This window comes from Leuconostoc miyukkimchii, assembly GCF_019656055.1.
Classification (GTDB): domain Bacteria; phylum Bacillota; class Bacilli; order Lactobacillales; family Lactobacillaceae; genus Leuconostoc; species Leuconostoc miyukkimchii.
On the sequence record NZ_BPKY01000007.1, the window covers coordinates 158,346 to 179,750 of the forward strand.

The 21,405-nt window shown below is 36.1% G+C and carries 21 protein-coding genes and 1 tRNA gene; 2 read left to right on the forward strand and 20 right to left on the reverse strand.

Annotated features, from left to right (window positions below; translation table 11 throughout):
* Window positions 1-5: 5 nt before the first annotated feature.
* The gene (rsmG, locus tag K5Q13_RS08355; protein WP_220741230.1) at window positions 6-728 is read right to left on the reverse strand and encodes a 16S rRNA (guanine(527)-N(7))-methyltransferase RsmG; all 723 of its coding nucleotides are present in this window, start codon (window positions 726-728) and stop codon (window positions 6-8) included.
* Window positions 729-1,168: 440 nt separating this feature from the next.
* A complete protein-coding gene (locus tag K5Q13_RS08360) occupies window positions 1,169-2,803 on the reverse strand; it encodes a peptide ABC transporter substrate-binding protein (protein ID WP_220741231.1) in 1,635 nt (544 codons plus the stop codon).
* A 265-nt stretch (window positions 2,804-3,068) separates the two neighbouring features.
* On the opposite strand from K5Q13_RS08360, the gene K5Q13_RS08365 reads away from it, so the two are divergent.
* Window positions 3,069-3,278, forward strand: a complete 210-nt coding sequence (locus K5Q13_RS08365) for a hypothetical protein (protein WP_220741232.1) — start codon at window positions 3,069-3,071, stop codon at window positions 3,276-3,278.
* A 257-nt stretch (window positions 3,279-3,535) separates the two neighbouring features.
* Here K5Q13_RS08365 and K5Q13_RS08370 read toward each other — a convergent pair.
* From K5Q13_RS08370 to K5Q13_RS08425, 12 genes are all read right to left on the reverse strand, one after another.
* Window positions 3,536-3,619: transfer RNA gene (locus K5Q13_RS08370), tRNA-Leu, on the reverse strand.
* 71 nt (window positions 3,620-3,690) lie between these two features.
* Complete coding sequence (locus K5Q13_RS08375) at window positions 3,691-3,993, reverse strand: ArsR/SmtB family transcription factor (RefSeq protein ID WP_220741233.1); 303 nt, start codon at window positions 3,991-3,993, stop codon at window positions 3,691-3,693.
* Between the two features lie 134 nt (window positions 3,994-4,127).
* The gene (locus tag K5Q13_RS08380) at window positions 4,128-4,595 is read right to left on the reverse strand and encodes a universal stress protein (RefSeq protein ID WP_220741234.1); all 468 of its coding nucleotides are present in this window, start codon (window positions 4,593-4,595) and stop codon (window positions 4,128-4,130) included.
* A 23-nt stretch (window positions 4,596-4,618) separates the two neighbouring features.
* A complete protein-coding gene (locus K5Q13_RS08385) occupies window positions 4,619-6,010 on the reverse strand; it encodes an Nramp family divalent metal transporter (protein WP_220741235.1) in 1,392 nt (463 codons plus the stop codon).
* 365 nt (window positions 6,011-6,375) lie between these two features.
* Window positions 6,376-7,287: a cation diffusion facilitator family transporter gene (locus K5Q13_RS08390; RefSeq protein WP_220741236.1), complete on the reverse strand. Its 912-nt coding sequence runs from the start codon at window positions 7,285-7,287 to the stop codon at window positions 6,376-6,378.
* A 115-nt stretch (window positions 7,288-7,402) separates the two neighbouring features.
* Window positions 7,403-8,341: a metal ABC transporter solute-binding protein, Zn/Mn family gene (locus K5Q13_RS08395; RefSeq protein ID WP_220741269.1), complete on the reverse strand. Its 939-nt coding sequence runs from the start codon at window positions 8,339-8,341 to the stop codon at window positions 7,403-7,405.
* Window positions 8,342-8,380: 39 nt separating this feature from the next.
* Window positions 8,381-9,226 (reverse strand): metal ABC transporter permease, encoded by an 846-nt coding sequence (locus K5Q13_RS08400; RefSeq protein WP_220741237.1) that lies wholly within the window; start codon window positions 9,224-9,226, stop codon window positions 8,381-8,383.
* A complete protein-coding gene (locus K5Q13_RS08405; RefSeq protein WP_220741238.1) occupies window positions 9,219-9,962 on the reverse strand; it encodes a metal ABC transporter ATP-binding protein in 744 nt (247 codons plus the stop codon). The genes K5Q13_RS08400 and K5Q13_RS08405 overlap by 8 nt, the downstream gene beginning before the upstream one ends.
* Before the next feature lie 403 nt (window positions 9,963-10,365).
* Window positions 10,366-11,070 (reverse strand): NAD-dependent protein deacylase, encoded by a 705-nt coding sequence (locus tag K5Q13_RS08410; protein WP_220741239.1) that lies wholly within the window; start codon window positions 11,068-11,070, stop codon window positions 10,366-10,368.
* A gap of 16 nt (window positions 11,071-11,086) precedes the next feature.
* Complete coding sequence (locus K5Q13_RS08415; protein WP_220741240.1) at window positions 11,087-12,028, reverse strand: nitrate ABC transporter ATPase; 942 nt, start codon at window positions 12,026-12,028, stop codon at window positions 11,087-11,089.
* Window positions 12,012-13,238: a hydroxymethylglutaryl-CoA reductase, degradative gene (locus K5Q13_RS08420; protein ID WP_220741241.1), complete on the reverse strand. Its 1,227-nt coding sequence runs from the start codon at window positions 13,236-13,238 to the stop codon at window positions 12,012-12,014. Before K5Q13_RS08420 ends, K5Q13_RS08415 begins: the two co-directional genes overlap by 17 nt.
* A complete protein-coding gene (locus tag K5Q13_RS08425; RefSeq protein ID WP_220741242.1) occupies window positions 13,231-14,151 on the reverse strand; it encodes a Ppx/GppA phosphatase family protein in 921 nt (306 codons plus the stop codon). The genes K5Q13_RS08420 and K5Q13_RS08425 overlap by 8 nt, the downstream gene beginning before the upstream one ends.
* A gap of 84 nt (window positions 14,152-14,235) precedes the next feature.
* On the opposite strand from K5Q13_RS08425, the gene K5Q13_RS08430 reads away from it, so the two are divergent.
* Window positions 14,236-14,649, forward strand: a complete 414-nt coding sequence (locus tag K5Q13_RS08430) for a YbaN family protein (RefSeq protein WP_220741243.1) — start codon at window positions 14,236-14,238, stop codon at window positions 14,647-14,649.
* A gap of 125 nt (window positions 14,650-14,774) precedes the next feature.
* Here K5Q13_RS08430 and K5Q13_RS08435 read toward each other — a convergent pair whose 3' ends face one another.
* The 6 genes from K5Q13_RS08435 to K5Q13_RS08460 form a co-directional block, all read right to left on the reverse strand.
* Window positions 14,775-15,929, reverse strand: coding sequence for an LCP family glycopolymer transferase (locus tag K5Q13_RS08435; RefSeq protein ID WP_220741244.1), 1,155 nt, complete (start codon window positions 15,927-15,929; stop codon window positions 14,775-14,777).
* Window positions 15,930-16,062: 133 nt separating this feature from the next.
* On the reverse strand, window positions 16,063-17,316 hold the full coding sequence (locus tag K5Q13_RS08440) for an aminoacyltransferase (protein ID WP_220741245.1): 1,254 nt from the start codon (window positions 17,314-17,316) through the stop codon (window positions 16,063-16,065).
* Window positions 17,317-17,383: 67 nt separating this feature from the next.
* On the reverse strand, window positions 17,384-18,292 hold the full coding sequence (locus K5Q13_RS08445; protein WP_220741246.1) for a CAP domain-containing protein: 909 nt from the start codon (window positions 18,290-18,292) through the stop codon (window positions 17,384-17,386).
* 208 nt (window positions 18,293-18,500) lie between these two features.
* Entirely contained in the window at window positions 18,501-18,851 is a 351-nt protein-coding gene (locus tag K5Q13_RS08450; RefSeq protein WP_220741247.1) for an NlpC/P60 family protein, read from the reverse strand.
* A 12-nt stretch (window positions 18,852-18,863) separates the two neighbouring features.
* Window positions 18,864-20,132: a LysM peptidoglycan-binding domain-containing protein gene (locus K5Q13_RS08455; RefSeq protein WP_220741248.1), complete on the reverse strand. Its 1,269-nt coding sequence runs from the start codon at window positions 20,130-20,132 to the stop codon at window positions 18,864-18,866.
* A gap of 296 nt (window positions 20,133-20,428) precedes the next feature.
* Entirely contained in the window at window positions 20,429-21,400 is a 972-nt protein-coding gene (locus tag K5Q13_RS08460; protein WP_220741249.1) for a beta-ketoacyl-ACP synthase III, read from the reverse strand.
* Window positions 21,401-21,405: the final 5 nt, after the last annotated feature.

The following is a 21,405-nucleotide window of genomic DNA, read 5'->3' on the forward strand; positions in this document are numbered from 1 at the left end:
TATAATTAATGACCTATAGGTTTTTTATTAGGTGTTCCTGCTTGTCTAGGATATTGTTTTGGGGTCTTTTTATTTTTGTTAACAATTTGAACATAACGCTTATCACCATTTGGTAAGGAGAAATCAAATGTTTCATTCAAAGTACCACCCAAAAGTGTTAAGGCACGTTGTCCTTCTGCAAGTTCTTGTTCTGCAGCAGATCCTTTCATGACTAAGAACGATCCACCAACTTTAACAAAGGGCAATGTGTATTCTGCTAGTACACTTGTTCGTGCGACAGCACGTGCTGTCGCATAGTCAAATTTTTCACGATAATTCGGATCTTGACCGATATCTTCTGCACGACCATGCACAATTTCAACACCAGACAAGTTCAATTCCGTCACAACATCTTGTAAAAAATTTACACGTTTTTGTAGTGCATCAACCATTGTAATTCTCAATTGTGGGAAAACAATTTTTAGAGGCAACGAGGGAAACCCAGCTCCTGCACCAATATCAATTAATGTTTTATCATCTGTTCTAAGAGCGGAAACATAAAACGCAACAGTTAATGAATCATAGAAATGTTTTAGATAAACATCGTTTTTTTCAGTAATGGCTGTTAAGTTCACTTGCTTATTTCGGGTAACCAACATATTAAAATAAAGTTCAAATTGTTGAATTTGCTGTTCGGTTAAGTTAATACCAGCTTTTTCTAATGCTATAATAAACGCTTCAACTGTCAATTTTTTGCTCCGTTTCAAGTTTGTACAGCACAAATAGCGCTAATTACAACTACTACTAGAATACCTGAAAAATGCCTAATTTTCAAGCTTTGTAGCTTTAGTTACAACATCATATTTTTTGATCGTTACTCGATAAACCAGCATTGCCGATGCGCTATTCTTTGATTGATATCATGACCGCTATGATTATCTAATAACCTTATTATATCAAAATTTATATTGATTTTTACGGTATTAAACTGTATACTTTAGGCAATCTAGGAAAGGGGGTCATAACTTTTGAGCAATTCGAATAGAAAACGCGCAATTGTTTTGGCCGCTTAAAGGAAAAGCGGTCAAAATAATTGCCGCCGTCACAACACAAAATTTGTGTTGTGACTTTTTTTATCACTTTTTCAACAAAAAACACATGTAGCTGGTATTATACATGTGTTTTTGAATTATTTGCGTGCTGCATTTTTAAAATCTAAAGGTACACCTACCGCATGATGATAAAATCCAGTAATTTCAGGATTTACCAACTCTGGTTGTGCTTGATAATATAACGGATTAAAAATGGCTTCTTGATGAATAATTTTTTCCATGCCCAACTCATCTGCCGAGCGCTTCGTATCATTTGTCGCATCAACACCCTTGGCCTTATTCCAAAGTGCGTCATATGCTGGTGTACTATTATGAGAATAGTTATTAGCATTCCCAGTCGATGCTAGATCTAAGAAAGTCGTTGGTTCAGCATAATCAGCGCCCCACTGCGTCAACATAATCTGGAAGTTCTTATTTGTACCATCTTGTAAACGTTGTTTAAATGGTACAAATTTTTCTGTCACCTTCAAACCAGGTAATTGCTTACTCCATTGACCTTGCAAGTAGTTAACAATATCTTTGGCGTTGGCAACTCGGTCGCTATCAGCTTCAATTTCTAATGTAATTGATTTTTCACCCAATTCAGCTAACCCTTCTTTAAAAATTTTTTGTGCTTCCTTGGCATTGTATTCATAATTTTGATTAGCATACTTCGCAAAATCCTCACCATTAACCGTGCTCAAACCTTTGGGTGTGAATGTTTTTGCAGGTGTTGATGTTCCTGAAAGCACTTGTGAATTCAATTCAGTCCGGTTTGTTGCTAAATTAAGCGCTTGTCTTATTTTTGTATTTGTTAATGCCTTAACATTGCCACTTTGATTGTAAGCCAAGTAAATTGTTGTTGCTTGTGGTGTTACACGATAACCTTTATTATTTTTATTTGCTTGAACCAACTGTGGCGTGTTAACTAAGGCTGCATCTAGCTTGCCAGATTTATACATTTGTACAGCAACTTCGGGCTTTTGAACAACCTGCAAATCAATTTCAGAAGTTTTAACATGTTTAGCATCCCAATAGTGATTATTTTTTACAAGTTTAAACCTATTGTTGGTACCCTGCCAACCTTCAAATTTGTAAGGCCCATTATAAAGTGACTTTGCAGATGTTGTTGCAAATGACTTTCCTTGTTTTTCAACAAACTTTTGTTGCTGCGGAAAAAAAGTCGGAAATGTTAGTAAGCTCTTAAATTGAGGCAACGGTTTTTCAAGCGTCACTGTCAAAACATCTCCTTTTGCAGTAATTCCTAACGACTTTTTGTCTGCCTTACCATTTTGAATACTATCAGCATTTTTTATGCCGCTATAGAGATAAGCATATTCAGATTTAGTCTTCGGATCATTTGCACGCTGCCAGCCATAAACAAAATCTGCTGCAGTTAATTTGCTACCATCTGACCATTTTAGGCCTTTACGCAGAGTGATTGTCCACGTTTTCCCATCCTTTGATACTTTAATTGATTTGGCTTGTGCTGGTTGCGGTTTTCCTGACTTATCAACTCTCAATAGTCCTTCACCAGCATTACCTGCTATATCCATGGAATATTCATCGGTGATAGTTGCCGTATCTAATCCATTTAAAGGTGTTGGAATTGAAAAATGTAATACTTTTGAATTTGCATCATCATTCTTTCCCCAAAGACCAGCTACACGAGTACCGGCGCCTACAACTACGACAGCAATTCCACCGATCACAACTTTTTTCCATACAGTCATCGCTTTTCTCCTTGTTAATTAGATTAAATCTCATTTTACTCTAACTAATAAATAATGCAAGTCTCTTATTCCATAACAGTCATAGTAATATTACTTTGTTGAATTAACAATATTTTAGCTCGAAAAATTAAAATATTCAGATTACATTCGTTAATATTATGAAGACACATTATTATCGTGATAGACCTTATTTATAGTTTGATATTGAATTATGTGTTATATTAGATACCTAAATAAATTTTTATTATTGAAGGTAGACATTATAATGACTGGATTAGAATACAACCTCATTGTCGAATGGGGACGTGAAGTATATGCCAAAAACACTGGTGATACAGACTTTCAAGAAGTACCTACACGTGTCCAACAACTATGGGACGATTTCTATGCTGCACACCAATTACCACATGACGCTCAAATTAAAGCGTTTGATCGCATTTTAACTGACTTCCAAACACATGGTTGGTCAGCTTAAAAATGGTTGATAATTTAATAAGAATCCTTGCTTCGGCAAGCTGATTTTTTATTCAATATTTTGACATACGTTGAACAGAAAATTATGCACATTCAATGTGAGATATCCTCACATTGCTAATCGTTTCAAATTTCTAATAGCCTCAGTTCTATCTATATACAGCTAAAATTATTCTAAACTTAGGTACAGTAACTTAAAAAAGTGGTCGATTAGACAACAGATTAATATCTGCTACCTAATCGACCACTTTTAATTGATGCCGTCGGTGGGAGTCGAACCCACACGGTGTTGCCACCACTGGATTTTGAGTCCAGCGCGTCTGCCAATTCCGCCACAACGGCTAATACTGTTTGCTTTAAACAACTATATAAGAATACCAAATATATTCAAAATGGTCAACCTTTTTTCTCTTTTAGATATTTTTATGTTGAAAAGCATGTGATACGTGCTTTAAAGCATTATCCAATAAAATTAAGATATGAGAGTCACTAAGGCAGTACAGGATTTCTCGGCCCTTTCTCGTAGTTTGAACGAGTTGTGCTTCCCGTAACACTTTTAATTGATGTGAAACTGCAGACTGTTCCATATTTAAAATATTAATGATCTCAGATACAGAATACGAACGCTCACGCAACAACTCAAGAATTGTTAAGCGCTGTTTATTTCCCAGTACCTTAAATATTTGTTCCAGTTCAATAATAATTTCTTTTTTCATAATTCTATTATAACAGGATAGCCCCTGTTTAAATGCTCAAAAAAACACCTCAACGGTCATAAAACGCATTGCGGTGTTTTTAGTATATAAAAAGCCGCCCGTAGACGACTTTCAAAAAATATATAAGTACTAGATTAGTTACTTCTTCGAGCAACCATTGATGAAATTTTGGCATGACGTGCAATATATGCTGCTTGAGATCCTAACGATTCCCAAAAGCCATCTCGTGAATGTGCCCCAACAATGATTAAATCAGCATTTACTTTTGGTACAACACTTTGTAATAATGCTTCGCCCGCTTTAGGACCATCAGCAAAGATTGTTGTTACATGCTTTGCCCCTTGTGCTTCAGCATATGCCTTATAATCAGCTAAGTTAGCTTCGATTTCAGCTCGCTTTTCTTTAATGAAATCTAAGTGTAAAGCATCAATTGTTGACAAATCTCCCATTTCCAACACTGATGCAATAATCAAGTTAGAATCATCTTCTTGTGCTTGATGAATAGCATTAGCCAAAGCAAAGTAGCCTTGTTCTGATTCATCAACACCAACAACGATGTTTTTAAATTGTGTTGGTTCAATGTTTAAATTCAATTTACTCATGTTGTTCTCCTTAACTTCAAAGATTATCCAATCCAACCAGATACAATATCAAAAATTAATTTAATATTTAAACCAGTTAGAACAACAAACGAAAGCCATCCTAATACTGTCATCCATTTTGGATTAGCAAACTCACCCATTATTTTTTTAGAAGATGTAAACAGAATTAATGGCGCCATGGCGAATGGTAATGCAACAGATAGAAAAACCTGAGAATTTAGTAGCAATTTATCTAACTCTGTTTCTGATCCACCATAATAAAGTGTGCATGCAATAACTGGAAGCAACGCTAGCCCACGCGTAACAACTCTACGAAGCCACATTGGGATTCGCATGTGAAGGAAACCTTCCATTATAATTTCACCGGTCAATGTTCCAGTAATTGTTGAATTTTGTCCTGATGCTAACAAAGCTACAGCAAATAATGTTGATAATATCGGTGAAGCAATTGCTCCAGCGATACTGTTATCACCCAAGGCATTATACATAGCACCAAAAGTTCCAACGGAATCAGCTTTTCCAAAAAATAATGACGCACCCAAAATCAATAAGAAGGAGTTAATAACAAAGGCCAATGTTAACTGTAGGTTTGAGTCCCAAGTCATAAAGCGAACCGCTTCTTTGATAGCACCTTTGTCCTTACGGTCAACTTTACGTGTTTGCGAAATTGATGAGTGTAAGTACAAATTATGAGGCATAACCGTTGCACCAATGATACCCAGCGACATTAATAGTGGTGAATCAATACCTTTTGGTCCGTTAGGTGACACTGCTTGTAGTTGTGGTAAATACCCCCCAAACAAATCGACTAAATTAGGATTAGATAATACAACCAAATAACCAAATATAAGCAAAATCGTTAAGATTAAAGTCATAACAATCGCTTCAATCTTACGGAATCCAAACTTCATTAAGAGAAGTAATAAGATAACATCAAACGCTGTTGTCAAAACAGAAGCAATCATTGACCAGCCGAAGAGCAAGTGAAGCGCAATTGCACCACCAATAACTTCAGCAATATCTGTTGCCATCAACGCTAATTCGGTCATAATCCAAAGCGCAATACCGCCTGGCTTATTAGTCCGATCACGCGTAGCTTGAGCTAAATCTTCCTGCCTAACAATGCCTAATTTACCAGCCATGTACTGTAACATCATAGCAATCAAACTAGAAATCAAAACAATTGATAACAAAACATAGTGGTACTGCGCACCACCACCAACAGATGTTACCCAGTTACCCGGATCCATATAGCCTACAGCTACCAAGGCGCCTGGACCTGAAAAAGCTAGTAGTTTTCGCCAAAAAGAACCATCCTTCGGCGTTTCGATTGAGCCGTTGACATCGCTCAAACTTAAAGAATCAGTCGCATCTTGAACGATGTGATGATCTGGTGTTTTTGTAGAATTCTCCATTCTAACTCTCCTTTAGATTACTCCTCAGGACAAAAACAAACGAATTTTGACTAAAAAACGCATTCATTATTCACTTTTAAGCTACTTAACGGTGAGCTAAACACGTATTATAGTGCTAAATAATTTTCATAAAGGATTTCATTCAACTCAGTTGTTGAAAGCTTATGAAAGGTATCTAACTCGACTATTTCTGCCCTAATACATAATACATATTACACTTTTTTATCAATACGTCAACACAAAAAATAGCCATTGTATCTGCTTTTATTTTTTACATTAACGTTTCTACGCTTAAATGACAAACTTACATTAATTAATTAGCTTTTGTAAACCCTTTCATGAGAATGTTACATTATCATTACGTATCAAATTAAGTTACATGGTTTTGCCACAGGATCACTTTCGATTTGAATAGTAACATGATTAACATTATAATCACGACGCAATGTTGTTGTGATATCTTTTAGTACTAGTTGCGAATCAGCAGGCTTTGTTACTGCCAAATGAACTGTTAAAGCAGTTTCCGTTGTTGATAATGGCCAAATGTGTAAATCATGTAAATTGGCTACACTGGCATGTTTGGTTAGATAGTTCAATATTGCCGTTTCATCTACGGTATCCGGTACGCCATTGATAGCCAAATTGAATGTCGATGCCATTACTGGCCATGATGTTACTAAAATAATGACGCCAATGATCATTGATATAATTGCATCAACGCTTCCCCAACCTGTCAACTGAATTAATAAACCACCTGCAATCACACCAACTGACACACCTGCATCCGCTAATAAATGAATATATGCCGTTTTTGAATTAAGATCTTGCTCATGGTGATGTCCGTGTTCGTCAGGTGCACCACTTGCTTTAAATAGCATAGCTGTAAAAAAATTAATACCAATACCAATCGCTGCAACAATCATGACTGTTGCACCACTCGTGGCCACTGCAGGTGGGTTAATTATATCTGATACGCCTTCGTAGAAAATAATAATAACTGCACCTATTAATAGGATCGAATTAAATATACTAGCCAAAATAGATAAGTTATGCCAACCATATGTGTGCCGTCTAGTTGCCTTCAAACCAAATACAATCACTGCTAACCATGCTATCACAAGCGCTAATACATCACTTAAATTATGAAAAGCATCAGCAAATAAGGCTGTTGAGTGGGCTAACTGTGAAAACACCAATTCTGCCAAAACAAATATTAAATTCAATGCAATACCGACAATATAGGGTCCTTGTTTCATTCTCACTTGTTCATGTTCCATCTGTGTGCCTCACAATTTTTTCTTATATACTTAATATACCACTTTTAAATGAATTTTGTTTCATATGTTTATAAAATAAAAAGTTACCAATATATCTATTGATAACTTTTAAAAATTATTTCGACAATCCTTCAGCAATTTTATCCAAATTCCACTTCATCATGCTGTAATAAGTATCCCCTTGGACACCCTTTTTCGCAAGTGAATCTGTGTAAATTTTAGAGTATATTGAGAGACCTGTCTCTTTTGAAACTTTCTCCATTGCTTTTGGTGAAACTGAACTTTCTAAGAATAATGATTGTACCTCACTACCACGTATCTTAGCTAATACTTGTTTCATTTGTTCTGGTGTTCCTTGTGATTCTGTGTTAATTTCCCAAATAAATGCAGGTGTTATATCATATGCAGCAGAAAAGTATTTAAATGCCCCTTCAGAAGTGACAAGAACTCTTTTATTTTCCGGAATACTCTTAAACTTTGTCTTTGCACCTTTATCTAACTCAGTTAATTTAGCAACATATGCCTTGGTATTTTTTTCATAAGTACTACTGTTCTTTGGATCTTTATCGATTAAAACTTTTTCGATGTTTTTTACATACTTAATACCATTTTGAATATCAAGCCATGCATGTGGGTCCAATTCGTTTTCTTTTCCTGCATCAGTTAAATGCTTTGCTTCTACATTTTTTGAAACAGCATAAACTTCTTTATTATTTTTTTTACCAGCGTTTTGATACATTTTCTTAAACCAACCTGAACCACCTGTCTCTAGGTTCAAGCCATTATGAAACAAGATATCAGCTTCTTGTGTTGCTGACACATCTTGAGGGCGTGGCTCGTATTCATGTGGATCCGTGCCACGTGGGACAATCGTGTGTAGATCAACTTTGTCTCCTGCAATCTCTTCAACCATATTACCAATAATTGAATTTGTTGCAATAACGTGCAATTTGTCATGTTGTGTGGTTTTACCACCTTTACTACCGTTAACAAACCATAATACGCCCCCGATAATAACAGCTGCAGTAACTACGATAATACTCAAACGTTTAATCATTTTTTTCTCCGTCTATTTTTAACATTGAAACGCGAATTAGCTTATTTTTTTCTTGAAAATAATGCCTTGTTTTGGTGAAAATAAGAAAGCCACACTAAAGAAAATTGCAGCTGTTAGAACAATAGCTGGACCTGATGCCCAGTTAAAGGTAAAGCTTAAATACAAGCCAATAACTGATGAAATAACAGAGAAAATTGCCGCAACAATCATCATGTGTGACAACCTATTGGTGAGTAAATAGGCTGTTGCAGCAGGTGTAATTAGCATCGCCACAATTAATATGATACCTACTGTTTGCAAGGCCGTTACCGTCACAAGCGTCAACACAAGCATTAGTGAATAATGCATAACCTGTGTTTTCAAACCGTATGCTTTTGCAAATGTATTATCAAAGGATGTAATTAATAATTCTTTATAAAAAGTTACAACAAAAATCAAAACAACCGCTAGTACAATTGCTGTAGTTACTAAATCACTATCTGAAACTGCCAATACATTACCAAATAAGATATGGTGCAAATTCGTTGCTGATTCAGCTAGTGAAATCAAAATAAATCCGAGTGCAAAAAATGCAGAAAACACGATACCAATTGCTGTATCATTTTTTAGTTTTGATTTCATTGTCACTAAACCAATAAGTAACGATGCTAAAATTCCAAATATTGAGGCACCTACCAGTAAATTAATGCCTAATATATATGCCACAGCAACTCCTGGTAACACGGCATGGGAAATGGCATCTCCCATTAATGACATACCTCTTAAAATAATAAATGATCCAATGATGCCGGACATAATTCCTACTAAGATTGAGGTAATTAGTGCTGTTTGTAAGAAATTATATTGCATAAGACCATCAATAAACAATCCAATACTACGCATTTTCTGGCTCCTTATCTGAGAATAATATCGTTGACAGATCACCACTAAAGGCCTTTGTAATATTTTCTTTTGTAAAGACTTCTGTCGTTGTGCCTGAAGCAACAATGCCACGATTAATGATCACCAAGTTGTCGAAATACTTGGTCACCTTGTTGAGGTCATGATGGACAACAATAATTGTCTTGCCTTCTGCTTGCCACCGTTTTAGAATTGACATAATTTCCGCCTCGGATTTCATATCAATACCAACAAATGGCTCATCTAAAATAATAACATCTGCTTTTTGAACAATTGCTCGTGCCACAAAGACACGTTGCAATTGCCCACCGGAAAGCTCACCAATTTGACGTTGCGAAAATTCTGACAAGTTAACATCAGCAAGCGCCTGGCTTGTTGCTTCTTTTTCTTTTGTACCAGGAATATTAAACAATCCCAAGTTGGGGTATGTTCCTGTCATAACTGTATCAAACACATTGATTGGAAACGTCAAATCAAGTGCAGCACGTTGTTCAACATAAGCAATATTTTTCAATTGCTTAGATACTGGTTTATCATGCAAGGTGATCTCTCCACCTTGTTTATGAATCAACCCCAGTAAACCCTTAATCATGGTCGACTTACCGGCACCGTTTGGTCCGATAATACCAGTAATTTTTCCAGGTTCAAACGTGATTGATAGGTTCGTAAATATTGGTGATCCACTGTAGGCCACCGTCATATCTCGGACTTTTATCATTGTTCGTACTCTCCTAATGCTATCGACATTATCTCGAGTGTAAACTTTTAAATTTAGAATGCTTCAGCCAAAAAACTTTCAAGCACGCAAAAACGGCGCGTTTAAAATCTACAGTCGAAATAAGTGCGTCGAAACATTTTTTATTTTTTAATTGATGAACTATCATCTGGTTGCTTCTTGGCTGACACAACTAGATGATAATTCTCAATATAGGTTTATATTATCATATCCTTTTCTTAATGGCTATACTTATGTCTTATGTTAGAATGATTCCATTTCCAAATACATAACTACCCAACTAACCAAAATATTTTACAATCATATAAAAAATAATACATTAAAAAAGATAACAACTACAAACGTTATTATCTTAGAAACCTGATTGCTTAAGTGCTTTTTATTCTCATACTTGTAATTCATTAAAAAAAGTCGTAGCATCCCCGATAATTTGATTAATCTCAAACGGTGTTTCAATCAGTTCAAGGTTAATTGACATTATTGTGGCGTCTTTTTGAGCATAATTTAATAAACCAGCAAATGGATATACTTGAAAACTTGTACCAACAATCACAATTAAATCAGCCTCATGCACCCAACTAACAGATTTATTCACCTCAAATGGTGTTTCTTCATAAAATGTAATACGTGGTCGCAACAATTCACCATCTGAGCGTCGCATACTTTTTAAATAATCTGATACAGCAGCTTTTTGATGATCACTTGGGGCGTAAACATCGTACAAGTTACCATGAAATTGAATTAAGCGCTCAGAAATTGTGTTTGCCTTCACATGTAAATCATCAACATTTTGTGTAATAATTTTTGCTTTCTGATTTTGTGTTAACTTGGCCATTTTTTCATGAATAACATTTGGTAATGCGTCAGGAAAGTACATGTTATCAATCATAAATTGATATTGTTTCTCTGGTTCATTGTGAAAAGCAGTTGCCGATAATAAATATTCTGGCCGTAGGTTAATACCGTTGTATATGCCATTCTTTGAGCGATAATCAGGTATACCAGAAGGTGTCGAAATACCAGCGCCAGTCATAAAAACAATATTCTTGGCTAAATTAAATTGCTGTTGAATCTCTGCTGTGACAATCATTTTTGAACGCTTTCTTTTAAACACGGTGAATATATGGTAAAGCAAGTTGTTTAAATAAATCACTCACTTTCATACGATACAGTGCTTTAAAAAAGTCCGCTGAATCTTGATCATCTGGCTTGGTAATGACAAAACTATTTTGAGAATCTACTTGTCCTAATCCTACATATGCTGTTTTTTGTGTTTGAAAATCTGTCATTTCAGAATGATAAATAGTAAATACCTGACTTACTGGTAAATCTAATTGACGTTTAGAAAGGACACTCGTTAATGTCACATATTCTTTTGCATTAACCGTTGGCTTGCCCCACGCTGTTAATACTTCATCAACACCAGTAAACAGCATAGTTATTTGACGTCGAATGTGTCTTGGTTGTGTCAAATCAGCAGCTAAAATTGGTGCTACTAGTTTTTTGGCTGCTGTGTATGCCAACGGATACAACGTCCCTAATTCAGCAAAATCAGCCCCACTTGCATCAGCAAATATCAATGCATCAAGGATCATTAAAAGACGCCATAAGCTTTCATCGTCTAATTCACCATTCTCAGGTGTTAATTCAGATTTAACACCTGCTAAATAAGCCAATCTTGTTTCTGATGTTATGATTTCTTGTTTCTCTAACTCATGATAAGTAATTGCATGTACCACTGTTCGATGCATTCGTGTTGCAATTTGAATCAACTGTTGGTCTAATTCGTCATTTTTAAACGTCAATGCAAAAAAGACCTGCGGTACCACACCATTTAGCGTTAGTAATATCTTTAATAATTCATTACCAAACAAGAAATCAGATTCAGTTCTATCATCTAAGGCAATAAGCAGACGACTCCCTAATACTTCTTGTGTCATACGATCAATATGTAATTCACCAGTAGCATCACCTGATGCACGAGTCATGACAGTTCCTGGATAAACCTCATTTACGGCATCTAACAACGTTTTAATTTTTGGATTCATCTCTCATCTCCATTAATATTTTTTTCGCAATTTCTGTATCTACTTGTTTCAATGCCCGCAACTTTGTAACAAGTGTTTGTACTTCTGCAATCGTTGCACCAACCTGTATAGCTAGTGCACGATATTGCATTTTCATGTGTCCTTGTTGAATGCCACCAGCAACAATCGCCTTCAATGCTGCTAAATTTTGTGCCAATCCAACTGCTAAAATAATCCCCCGTAGTTGATCCGCTGTTTCCACAGCCATCATGCGCAATGCCCTTTGGGCCTGTGGCATTGCTGAAATAGCACCACCTACTGTGCCAACAGATATTGGTAAAGTTAACTCACCTTGGAGATAGTCATTTTTAATCGACCATGTTGTCAATGATTGATATTGTCCATTATGACTAGCATATGCGTGCCCGCTTGCTTCAACAGCACGCCAATCATTTCCGGTTGCCATGACAACTGCACTCAAACCATTAAATAACCCTTTATTTTCTGTTGTCGCGCGATATATATCATGTTTAGAAAATTTACTGAGTGACACAATCTTCTCAGCAACTTGTTGACCCCCAACATTTGCAAATGGTACACGTCCAGTAACCGTCACCAATTGATCGATTGCGTAATTGCTTAATATTGCACCAATAAATTGATTCTTAAAATCAGAAAAAATAGTAGTTTCTGCTTCTAAAATGGTATTAACAATATTAGCTCCCATCGCATCCTTTGTATCAATGGTAAAATCAACACTGACATCAGAATCAGTAATTCTTCGTGTCACAACTGAAAGTAATCCACCACCGCGTTTGTATATTGATGGTTTTGACTGTTTAGCACACTCAAACAATATTTTTTGATGTGTCAAAACAAATTGGTTAATTGTATCAAAATCAATATTAGTGAATAATAGTTGTCCTGTTAACGCTGAACGTTTTGGTAAAACAACTTGAACACCACCACCAGCATTTAGCATTTTTGCCCCATTATTTGCTGCAGCAATAACACTTGGCTCCTCAATAGCCATTGGAACTGAAACTTGGTGACCGTTGACAATAATATCTTGCAATATGCCCATAGGTAGACGAAAATCAGTAATATAATTTTCAACGATTTGAGTATTATTGTCACTTTGATTATCATGCCAGGCACTCTTATCTTGATCAGATAATTGCAATAACGCCAGACGTTCATCTGGGGATAGTTCATAATATTTTTTAGCCATTGTTTTTTATCGTTTCAGCAATTAAGCCTTCACGTACACCGCTTTCTGAAAAAATAACTTTTGGTGCATGAATATGCGCCATTAAATTTAATAGGGGCAGCAAACCACTAATGATAATATCTGCACGTGACACCTCTAGCCCAGCAATGTTTTCACGTTCAGATCGTGTCATATATCGAATTTTGTCAAAGATAGTAGTTACGCCTGCAGCTGTCATATTAAATCCATGAAAGTTGTTCACCACTGATTCTCCAAGAGATGTTCTTCCCATACGAGCTAATGAACGGTTTGCACCACCAAGTAATATGACTGGCAAATTTCTTTGTTCTGATAACCAAGATAGCGTCCGAAACTGTTCTGAAATACTTTCACATGCTAAATGAATATCATGTTGATTGATATCATTTGCTAAGTTGAATCGTTCTGATAAAGTTACTGCTCCAAATGGTAGACTTGCAGCAGCAATATTTTTACCTTCTTTTACAACAATGACTTCAACCGATGCACCACCGGTATCTAAAATGACCGCATTGGTAACTGGTAGCGTAGCAACGACACCCAGATAGTCATAGTATGCTTCTTCAGTGCCCGTTAATACCTGAAATACGATACCTGTTTCTGATTCCACTCGTGATAAGAACGCACTCTGATTGTGAGCCATTCGCACAGCAGCAGTGGTAATCGCCCGCACTTCTGGTTCAAATTCAGCGTACTTCGTTTGAAAATATTTTAACGCCGCAATTGTACGATCCATGGGTTCTTCTTTTAAAATACGCTCTGGTCCCATGTTTTGTGCAATGCGTGTATCTTGTTTTTCACGGACTATCTCCGTGTATGTGCCGTCATCGTGTAATTCTTCCACTACCATACGAGCAGAATTACTACCGAGATCGACAATTGCTAAATAGCTCATGTTGTCATCCTAGGCATTATTTATTACTTACAGTATATCAAAAAAAGCCCCTACACGGGCATTTAAACATGTTACAATATGGTTATGAAAATATTTTACACGCTACTTGGTCTCATAACTTTCACAATTGGTACTATCGCAATCTGGATCCCTGGATTACCAACCACGGGTTTTTATGTTTTAACTGCTATTTTGTGGTCAAAATCATCACAACGTCTCGAAAATTGGCTCCAACAAAACCGTTATTATATAAAATATGTTGACGAAGCTGTTTTTAATCGTAAATTACGATTACGTGGTCGACTCGTAATTTATGCTGTTACGGCAGCCATGATGAGTGTGCCCTTTTTTACAACCGATATGTTGTGGTTAAAATTCATATTACCTTTTACATCCCTATCACAAATATTAGCTATGGAAAGTTACTACCGTGGTTATTTATGGTTTGATGGTATACCTTTTACACAAAGTATGAAGCGTTCGAACTCAAGAAATTGAATTCGAACGCTTTTTTATTATTTAGGTCAACAAAGTCATCCGCATTAATATTGACTCATATGCTATCCACTTCATACAAAAAGCCAATTAAAAAGTAATTGGCTTTTTTGCAAAACAAACTGTGACTATTGTGGATCTAAAGTTTCATTAATTGTATTTAAATTAGTTTCCGCAATACCATAAAATTCTGACGGTACTGGACCACCAAATTGTGTCCCAGTTTTTTTGTTTGATAAATCTAATGATTGTCGTAATTTATTTGTCACACGTTGCTTTTCTGTTTCTGGGACCATTTGATAGCTTATCCCATCATACATATCGCCAACTCCATGTAAATAATCAGCATTTTGTCCCTTTGCAGCAGACATATACTTTTTAACGACATTTACCATATCATTATAACTTAAATCCGTTTCAACATTTTTGGATATTGACGCCATAAATTTCGAATTGAAAAGCGTGGATACACTCGCTGATTTCTTAAGTAACGCTTTTAAAACTAACCGTTGTCGAAGTTGTCGTCCGTAATCTCCTTGAGGGTCATCATAACGCATACGTGAAAACGATAGTGCCGCATTACCATTCATTGTTTCAAACTTTTTGAAGTTTTTGCCATCTTTTGCGTATTGAAATGCTTCTTGGTCCTTAACAAATTTATATGTTGCCGGCGATTGATCTTCATCAGGAGTATATGTGAACGTCAGTGGCGATGCAACTTTGACACCGCCAACTTGATCAATCAACTTCTCTAACCCACCCATGTTAGCCAAAACATAAAAATCAATTGGTACATTTAAATAATTTTGTAGCGTCATCATTGTAGCGCCCACACCAGCAATAGGAAATGCTGCGTTTAATTTTTGGGGGAATGTATTTTCAGCACCTGAAATAGCCATCATAATATCACGTGGAATGGACATCATTGTCGTTGTTTTCGATTTAGGATTGATTGTAATTAACATCATAGAGTCTGTTAAACCAGTCCGGTCTCGCGACAATGCACCAGTATCTGTACCCAAAACTAGTACAGAAAAAGGTTTGCCCTCTTTCACAACTTGTCGTACATCACGGGCTTTGGTAACATTTGCACTACGTTGCATAGTATCTACAGATTTATGTACATTATGCAATGCTCTAGCAAAAATAATACCGCCAGCAGCGACAACTACAACAATTATTAAAACGATCCAACGCCATAATTTTCGCGATTTACGCGGTACTTTTGGCGTTTTTGGGGTTTGCTCGCGTCGTTTAGCACGACTCATATCTTGGTTATCCATGATTACTCCTGTTCAATATTAAATATTATACCATTAAAAATTAAACGGGATACTACGTTTCAATCAAATAATATATAGCTAATACACCATTTCAAAATTGCACTTTATCAAAATGATGTCTAGAAAAGCTTATTTACTTTCTGCCAATGACTTTTTTCAAAAGTCGATAAACTTTATATTTAATCGGTTGAATTGGTAATATAAAACTGCCAACTAATTGGCGTGCTTCACCCTCAAATGCTGTTTTAAAACCGAGTACGCCATCCGATCCATCAAAACGTCCAGAAATACCATAAAAATTATATGACTTTATACCACTAGATACCGCTTGTTGAATCATTGCATCTTGAATTTGATATGGTCCGTAATAATCCTTATACATTTCATACGTGCCAGAATAGAGATATGTCATTTCTTGTGGTTGCTGAATAAATAGCGCCCCAGCAACAACTACAATTTTTTTACCAGCTGCAGCCATTTGCTCCTCAGCACTGTTAACACGCTTAATATGATGCTGTTTCTGATCATCAAATTCATTAAATTGGCGTTTGAATTTCTCTTGATTTGGATACTTATTAATTTTATTTTGAATGTTAAGTAATTTTTGATTCAGCGCGTCAATTTTTTGATTTTCTGAGGTAATATACGTTTCAAAATTTAATTCAGCAAAAACAAATTTTGCATTATCACCATAGGTATCATACAAAAGTTCATAAAACGATAAATCTTTATCATGATAGTGCAATCGATCTGCTGTTTTTTGTGTTAAATTTTTAAACTCAGGCAGATCTTCTCGAGATAATTGTCGTAGCTTAATGCCAAACTGTTGATTTTTTTTAAGATAATATTGTACATTTTTACCATAAGATTTTCGAATGTCAGTCAAATCATTTAAATCTGACAAATTTTTGACATACTCCCAACTTGGTGATCCAGTTGTTGACATACCAAACTCAAAGGGTTGATGTTCAAGCCCATGTAATTTCATTGCTGCCAAGAAAGCATCGTTTGAATTTTCTATTAAATTACCTTTATCATCTGTTTTGGCATAAGTGATGTTTGGTTCCCATTGCATATAAAGTACGCCATGCTTACGTGCAAATTTGCGCACTTCTCGAATAAAAAAAGATAACAACACGGTATTACTAAAATCTATTAATGGCCCACGATCAAACAAAAACACAGATCCTAATCGTGTCATTTCAGTCATTACTAGTGAAGCAGCGACTATGACATTATCATCTTTTACACCAAGTAAATACGGTGTGTGATTACGTTTGATAAGTAAATTGTACTGCTCAATTGATTGTGTATATGTTCCCAAAATATGCTGAGACTCAAACTGTGCATATTCTTCTGCAGATAATTCAGTAAAATATAACGTCATGACATTAGTTTCCTCTATCTACTATTATACAAAATAAAAAAACGCCCGAAGGACGTTTTATAAATTATTAATATTGTCCGACATTTGACTCGGCAACAATAGTACCACCAACAATACCAAATCCAACTGAAGTTGCGCGAGCATTTGCAACCCACAAACGGTGACCAGGTGTTCCAGTTGTTATCATATTTGTTTCATTGTACCATGCATTAATAACTTGGCCAATTCCCCAACCAATTGCAACAACTTCACCATTAGTTTGGAAGTGATTTGTTGGTAAACCACCATTAGCAACGGCATTTTGTGCTCGTGCTTGTGCCCGTGCTGACAATCCAGCATCTAATGTTACAGGATTCAAACCTAACGCTGCACGCTTTGAATTCAATGAATCAACTAATGCCTGTGCTGCTGAATTTGCAACAGGTGCAGGTGTATTATTTGATGTAGGAACAACAGCTTGCTTTGCTGGAGCCGGTGTAGTGGTTGCTGGCGCTGGATTTGCTGCAGGCGCAGCTTGTTGTGCCACTGGAGCAGTACTGGTTGCAGGTTGTGTAGCATTTCCTGATAACTTTAATACTTGACCAACTGAAATATAGTTAACATTTTGAATATTATTTGCAGCAACTAAATCAGCAATTGATACACCATTTGATGCAGCAATACGATAAAGTGTGTCACCCGCTTTAACAGAATAAGTACCTGTCGCATTATTGGGTGTTGCAGTTGGTGCAACAGCTTGAGTTGCAGGTGTACTAGATCCTTGCGTCTTAAGTTGTTGTCCAATAAAGATTAAGTTAGTATTTGTAATACCATTAGCTTGAGCTAATTCGGCAACAGTTGTGCCATTAGCAGCAGCTATCTTGTTAAGTGTATCACCGGATTTAACAGTAATTGTATCAGCAGATACAGAAGCAACACCAGCAACAGCAAATGTTCCGGCAGCAAGAGCAGATTTAATAATAGTAGATGATTTCATAATAGTGTTACTCCTTATAGTTAAGTGATAGAATTTTTAAGTAAAATTTATTTTGAGTTCGCCTCAACATTTATAAGTGTATCAAATTAGAATAACATTCATGTTTTATAATTTTTTCACTTTGTTATCAAAATACCAATTGTGTTACAAAAACCGAGTTTTATTCAAAGAAATTACATTTTGAAGACACTACTATATCAAAAACATTTCAAAGAATTGTTCCTACAAATGTTGGATACCAATTTTGATTGACTGTTTGTATTTTGATTTTCGCTTCACTTTCGGTTCTTGCAATAAATTGACCACCACCGAGGTAAATGGCCACACTATATGGTTGTTCCGGTAAGCCCCAAAAAAGTAAATCGCCAGTACGCATATTCTCTATTGTTGTTAAATCATAAACATCTTGCACAAGATCTATCAAGTTAGAAGACCAGTGTCCCGTTTGAATATCTGCTTTAATATTTGCTGTGTTTAAAACGAACGCAACAAACGCACCTGAGGAAGGATAAGTCTTCCCCAACTGCGCAAGTGCAATATTTAGCCAATTACCTGTCATAGATATACAATATTAGAACTGCCCAATGTTGGACTCGCCAACAATAACACCACCAACAATACCGAAACCAACAGAAGAGGCACGTGCATTAGCAACCCACATACGATGTCCTGGTTGCCCATTCGGCGTCATCATGTTTGTTTCATTGAACCAAGCATCAATAACTGAACCCGTCGAAAAACCAACAGCAACAACTTCGCCATTTGTTGAAAAATGGTTTGTTGGTATACCACCATTAGCAGCAGCATTTTGAGCACGTGATTGTGCTTGTGCTGACAAACCTGCATCTAGTGTTACAGGTGCCAAACCTAAGGCGGCACGCTTTGCATTCAACGAATTAACTAATGTTTGTACATCTGATGATGCAGCAGTTGATACTTGCGTTGGTGCTGCAGAAGCTGTTGATACTTGTGTCACTTGATTTACAGGTGCGCTAGGTGCAGCTACCTGTGTTTGTGCTGGTGCTTGGTTTTGTCCACCATTTGCTTGATAATTTGCATATTCACTAGCAGTCATATAACCATCTTTATTTGTATCAGCGGCAGCTATATACTGAACATTTTCGGTAGTAGGTGTGACTGCTTGTGGTGCTTGAGCAGCAGTGGTACTAGTATCTCCACCATTTGTTTTATAAGTATTATACTCAGTTGCTGACATGAATCCGTCTTTATTTGTATCAGCACCTGCAATATAGCTAACATTTTGAGGTACAGATACAGTTTCTTGCGTCACTGTTTTCTCACCATTCGCCTTGAAAGCATTATACTCATTTACTGACATAAAACTATCTTTATTTGTATCAGCAGCTGCAACATATGATAACTTTTCAGCAGGCGCTTGAGTATTTGCCTCTGATGCAGTAACTGTTGGCACAGCAGCTACTGTATTATCTTGTTTTAATGATAGCTGTTGTCCAACAACCACATAATTATTATCTGATAAACTGTTCAAATTAGCCAACTCTGCAACATTGATACCAGTTTGTTGCGCAATTTTTGACAATGTATCACCAGCTTGTACAGTATATGTCGTACCATCTACTGAAACTGTTGTTGGTGCAGAAACTGTCAATTTTTGACCAGCAATAATCAAATCTTGGTTCGAGATGTTATTTGCCTTTACCAAATTTTCAGTTGTTGTATTATTTTCATGTGCGATACCACTTAGAGTATCTCCTGATTCAACTTCAACCGTATCAGCTGAAACAGCTGCATGTCCACCAACTAGGGTGGCAACACCGGCTACGGTTGCCAATAATGTTTTCTTTAAGTTATTACTCATTAATATAAGCTCCAAATATTTAAATTTTATTATGATTATTAATTTTTAGACCTGTTGTTATACAAATCTTAAGAACATTCTCTAGTATATCTACCTTGTATAACATATACGTTGTTTCAACTTTTCAGTTTTATAACAATATTTCATTTATATGACATACTTATAAGTGTTTATATTTTTAGCTTTCAAGTCCTAACTATGACTCATACGTTTTTTGAAACAAAAAAGTGAAATAAACAGAATTGTACTGTTTATTTCACTTATTTCTGCAACTATTACACTCTGAAAAAATGTTTCTAAAGTTTTAACAAGATGCTACCATAGGTAAATCCCGCACCAAATCCGGTTAATAAGACTTTCTTTCCACTAAGATTAACAGCATTCATTAATTCATCAAAACCAATAGCTATACCAGCTGATGATGTATTACCATTACGTATAACATTTGTTGAAAACTTAGCAATGGGTTCTTGCAATGCATTTGCAATGTATTCAATTAACCTCAGATTAGCTTGATGCGGTATGAAGTAGTCTATATCACTTGGCTTCAAATCATTCAGTGCTAAAAAATCATTAATATGGCCTGGTATGAGTTCCGTGACTTCATCAAAAACATCACGCCCTACCTGCGCAAAAGCATCTATTTGAGGATAATTATCTGCTGATAATTCTGTAATTGGCGCGATACGACCAGAATGAACAACATCAGCATTGCCAATTGTATGCATCTGTTCCGCTACCACTGTACCGCCTAAATTATCTGCAGTCATAACAACAGCTCCTGCACCATCCCCAAAAAATACAGTACTTGTCCGATCCGAAAAATCCATCATCTTAGAATTTACTTCAGCAGCAATCACCAATGCATTTTTATAGATACCAGATCTAATAAACTTATCAGCGGTACTAACACCAAACACAAATCCAGCACAGGCAGTCATGATATCATAAGCCCAAGCATTGTCAGCCTTTAAATTACGCTGGACTAAAGCAGCAGTTGATGGCGCAAGTCCATCAGGTGTAAAAGTAGTGACAATAATCAGATCAATATCTTTAGGTTCTACTTGAGCTCTGGCTAGAGCTAATTTAGCAGCCTTTGTCGCTAAATCACTGGTGTTGTCACCTTTTAAAGATATATGTCTTGTTTGAATACCGGTGTGTGCTTGTATCCACTCATCATTAGTATCCATAATCTTTGACAAATCAGCATTAGTTACCACATCACTGGGTACATAGTGCGCACTTGCCAATATTTTACTTCCGGGCATATGTT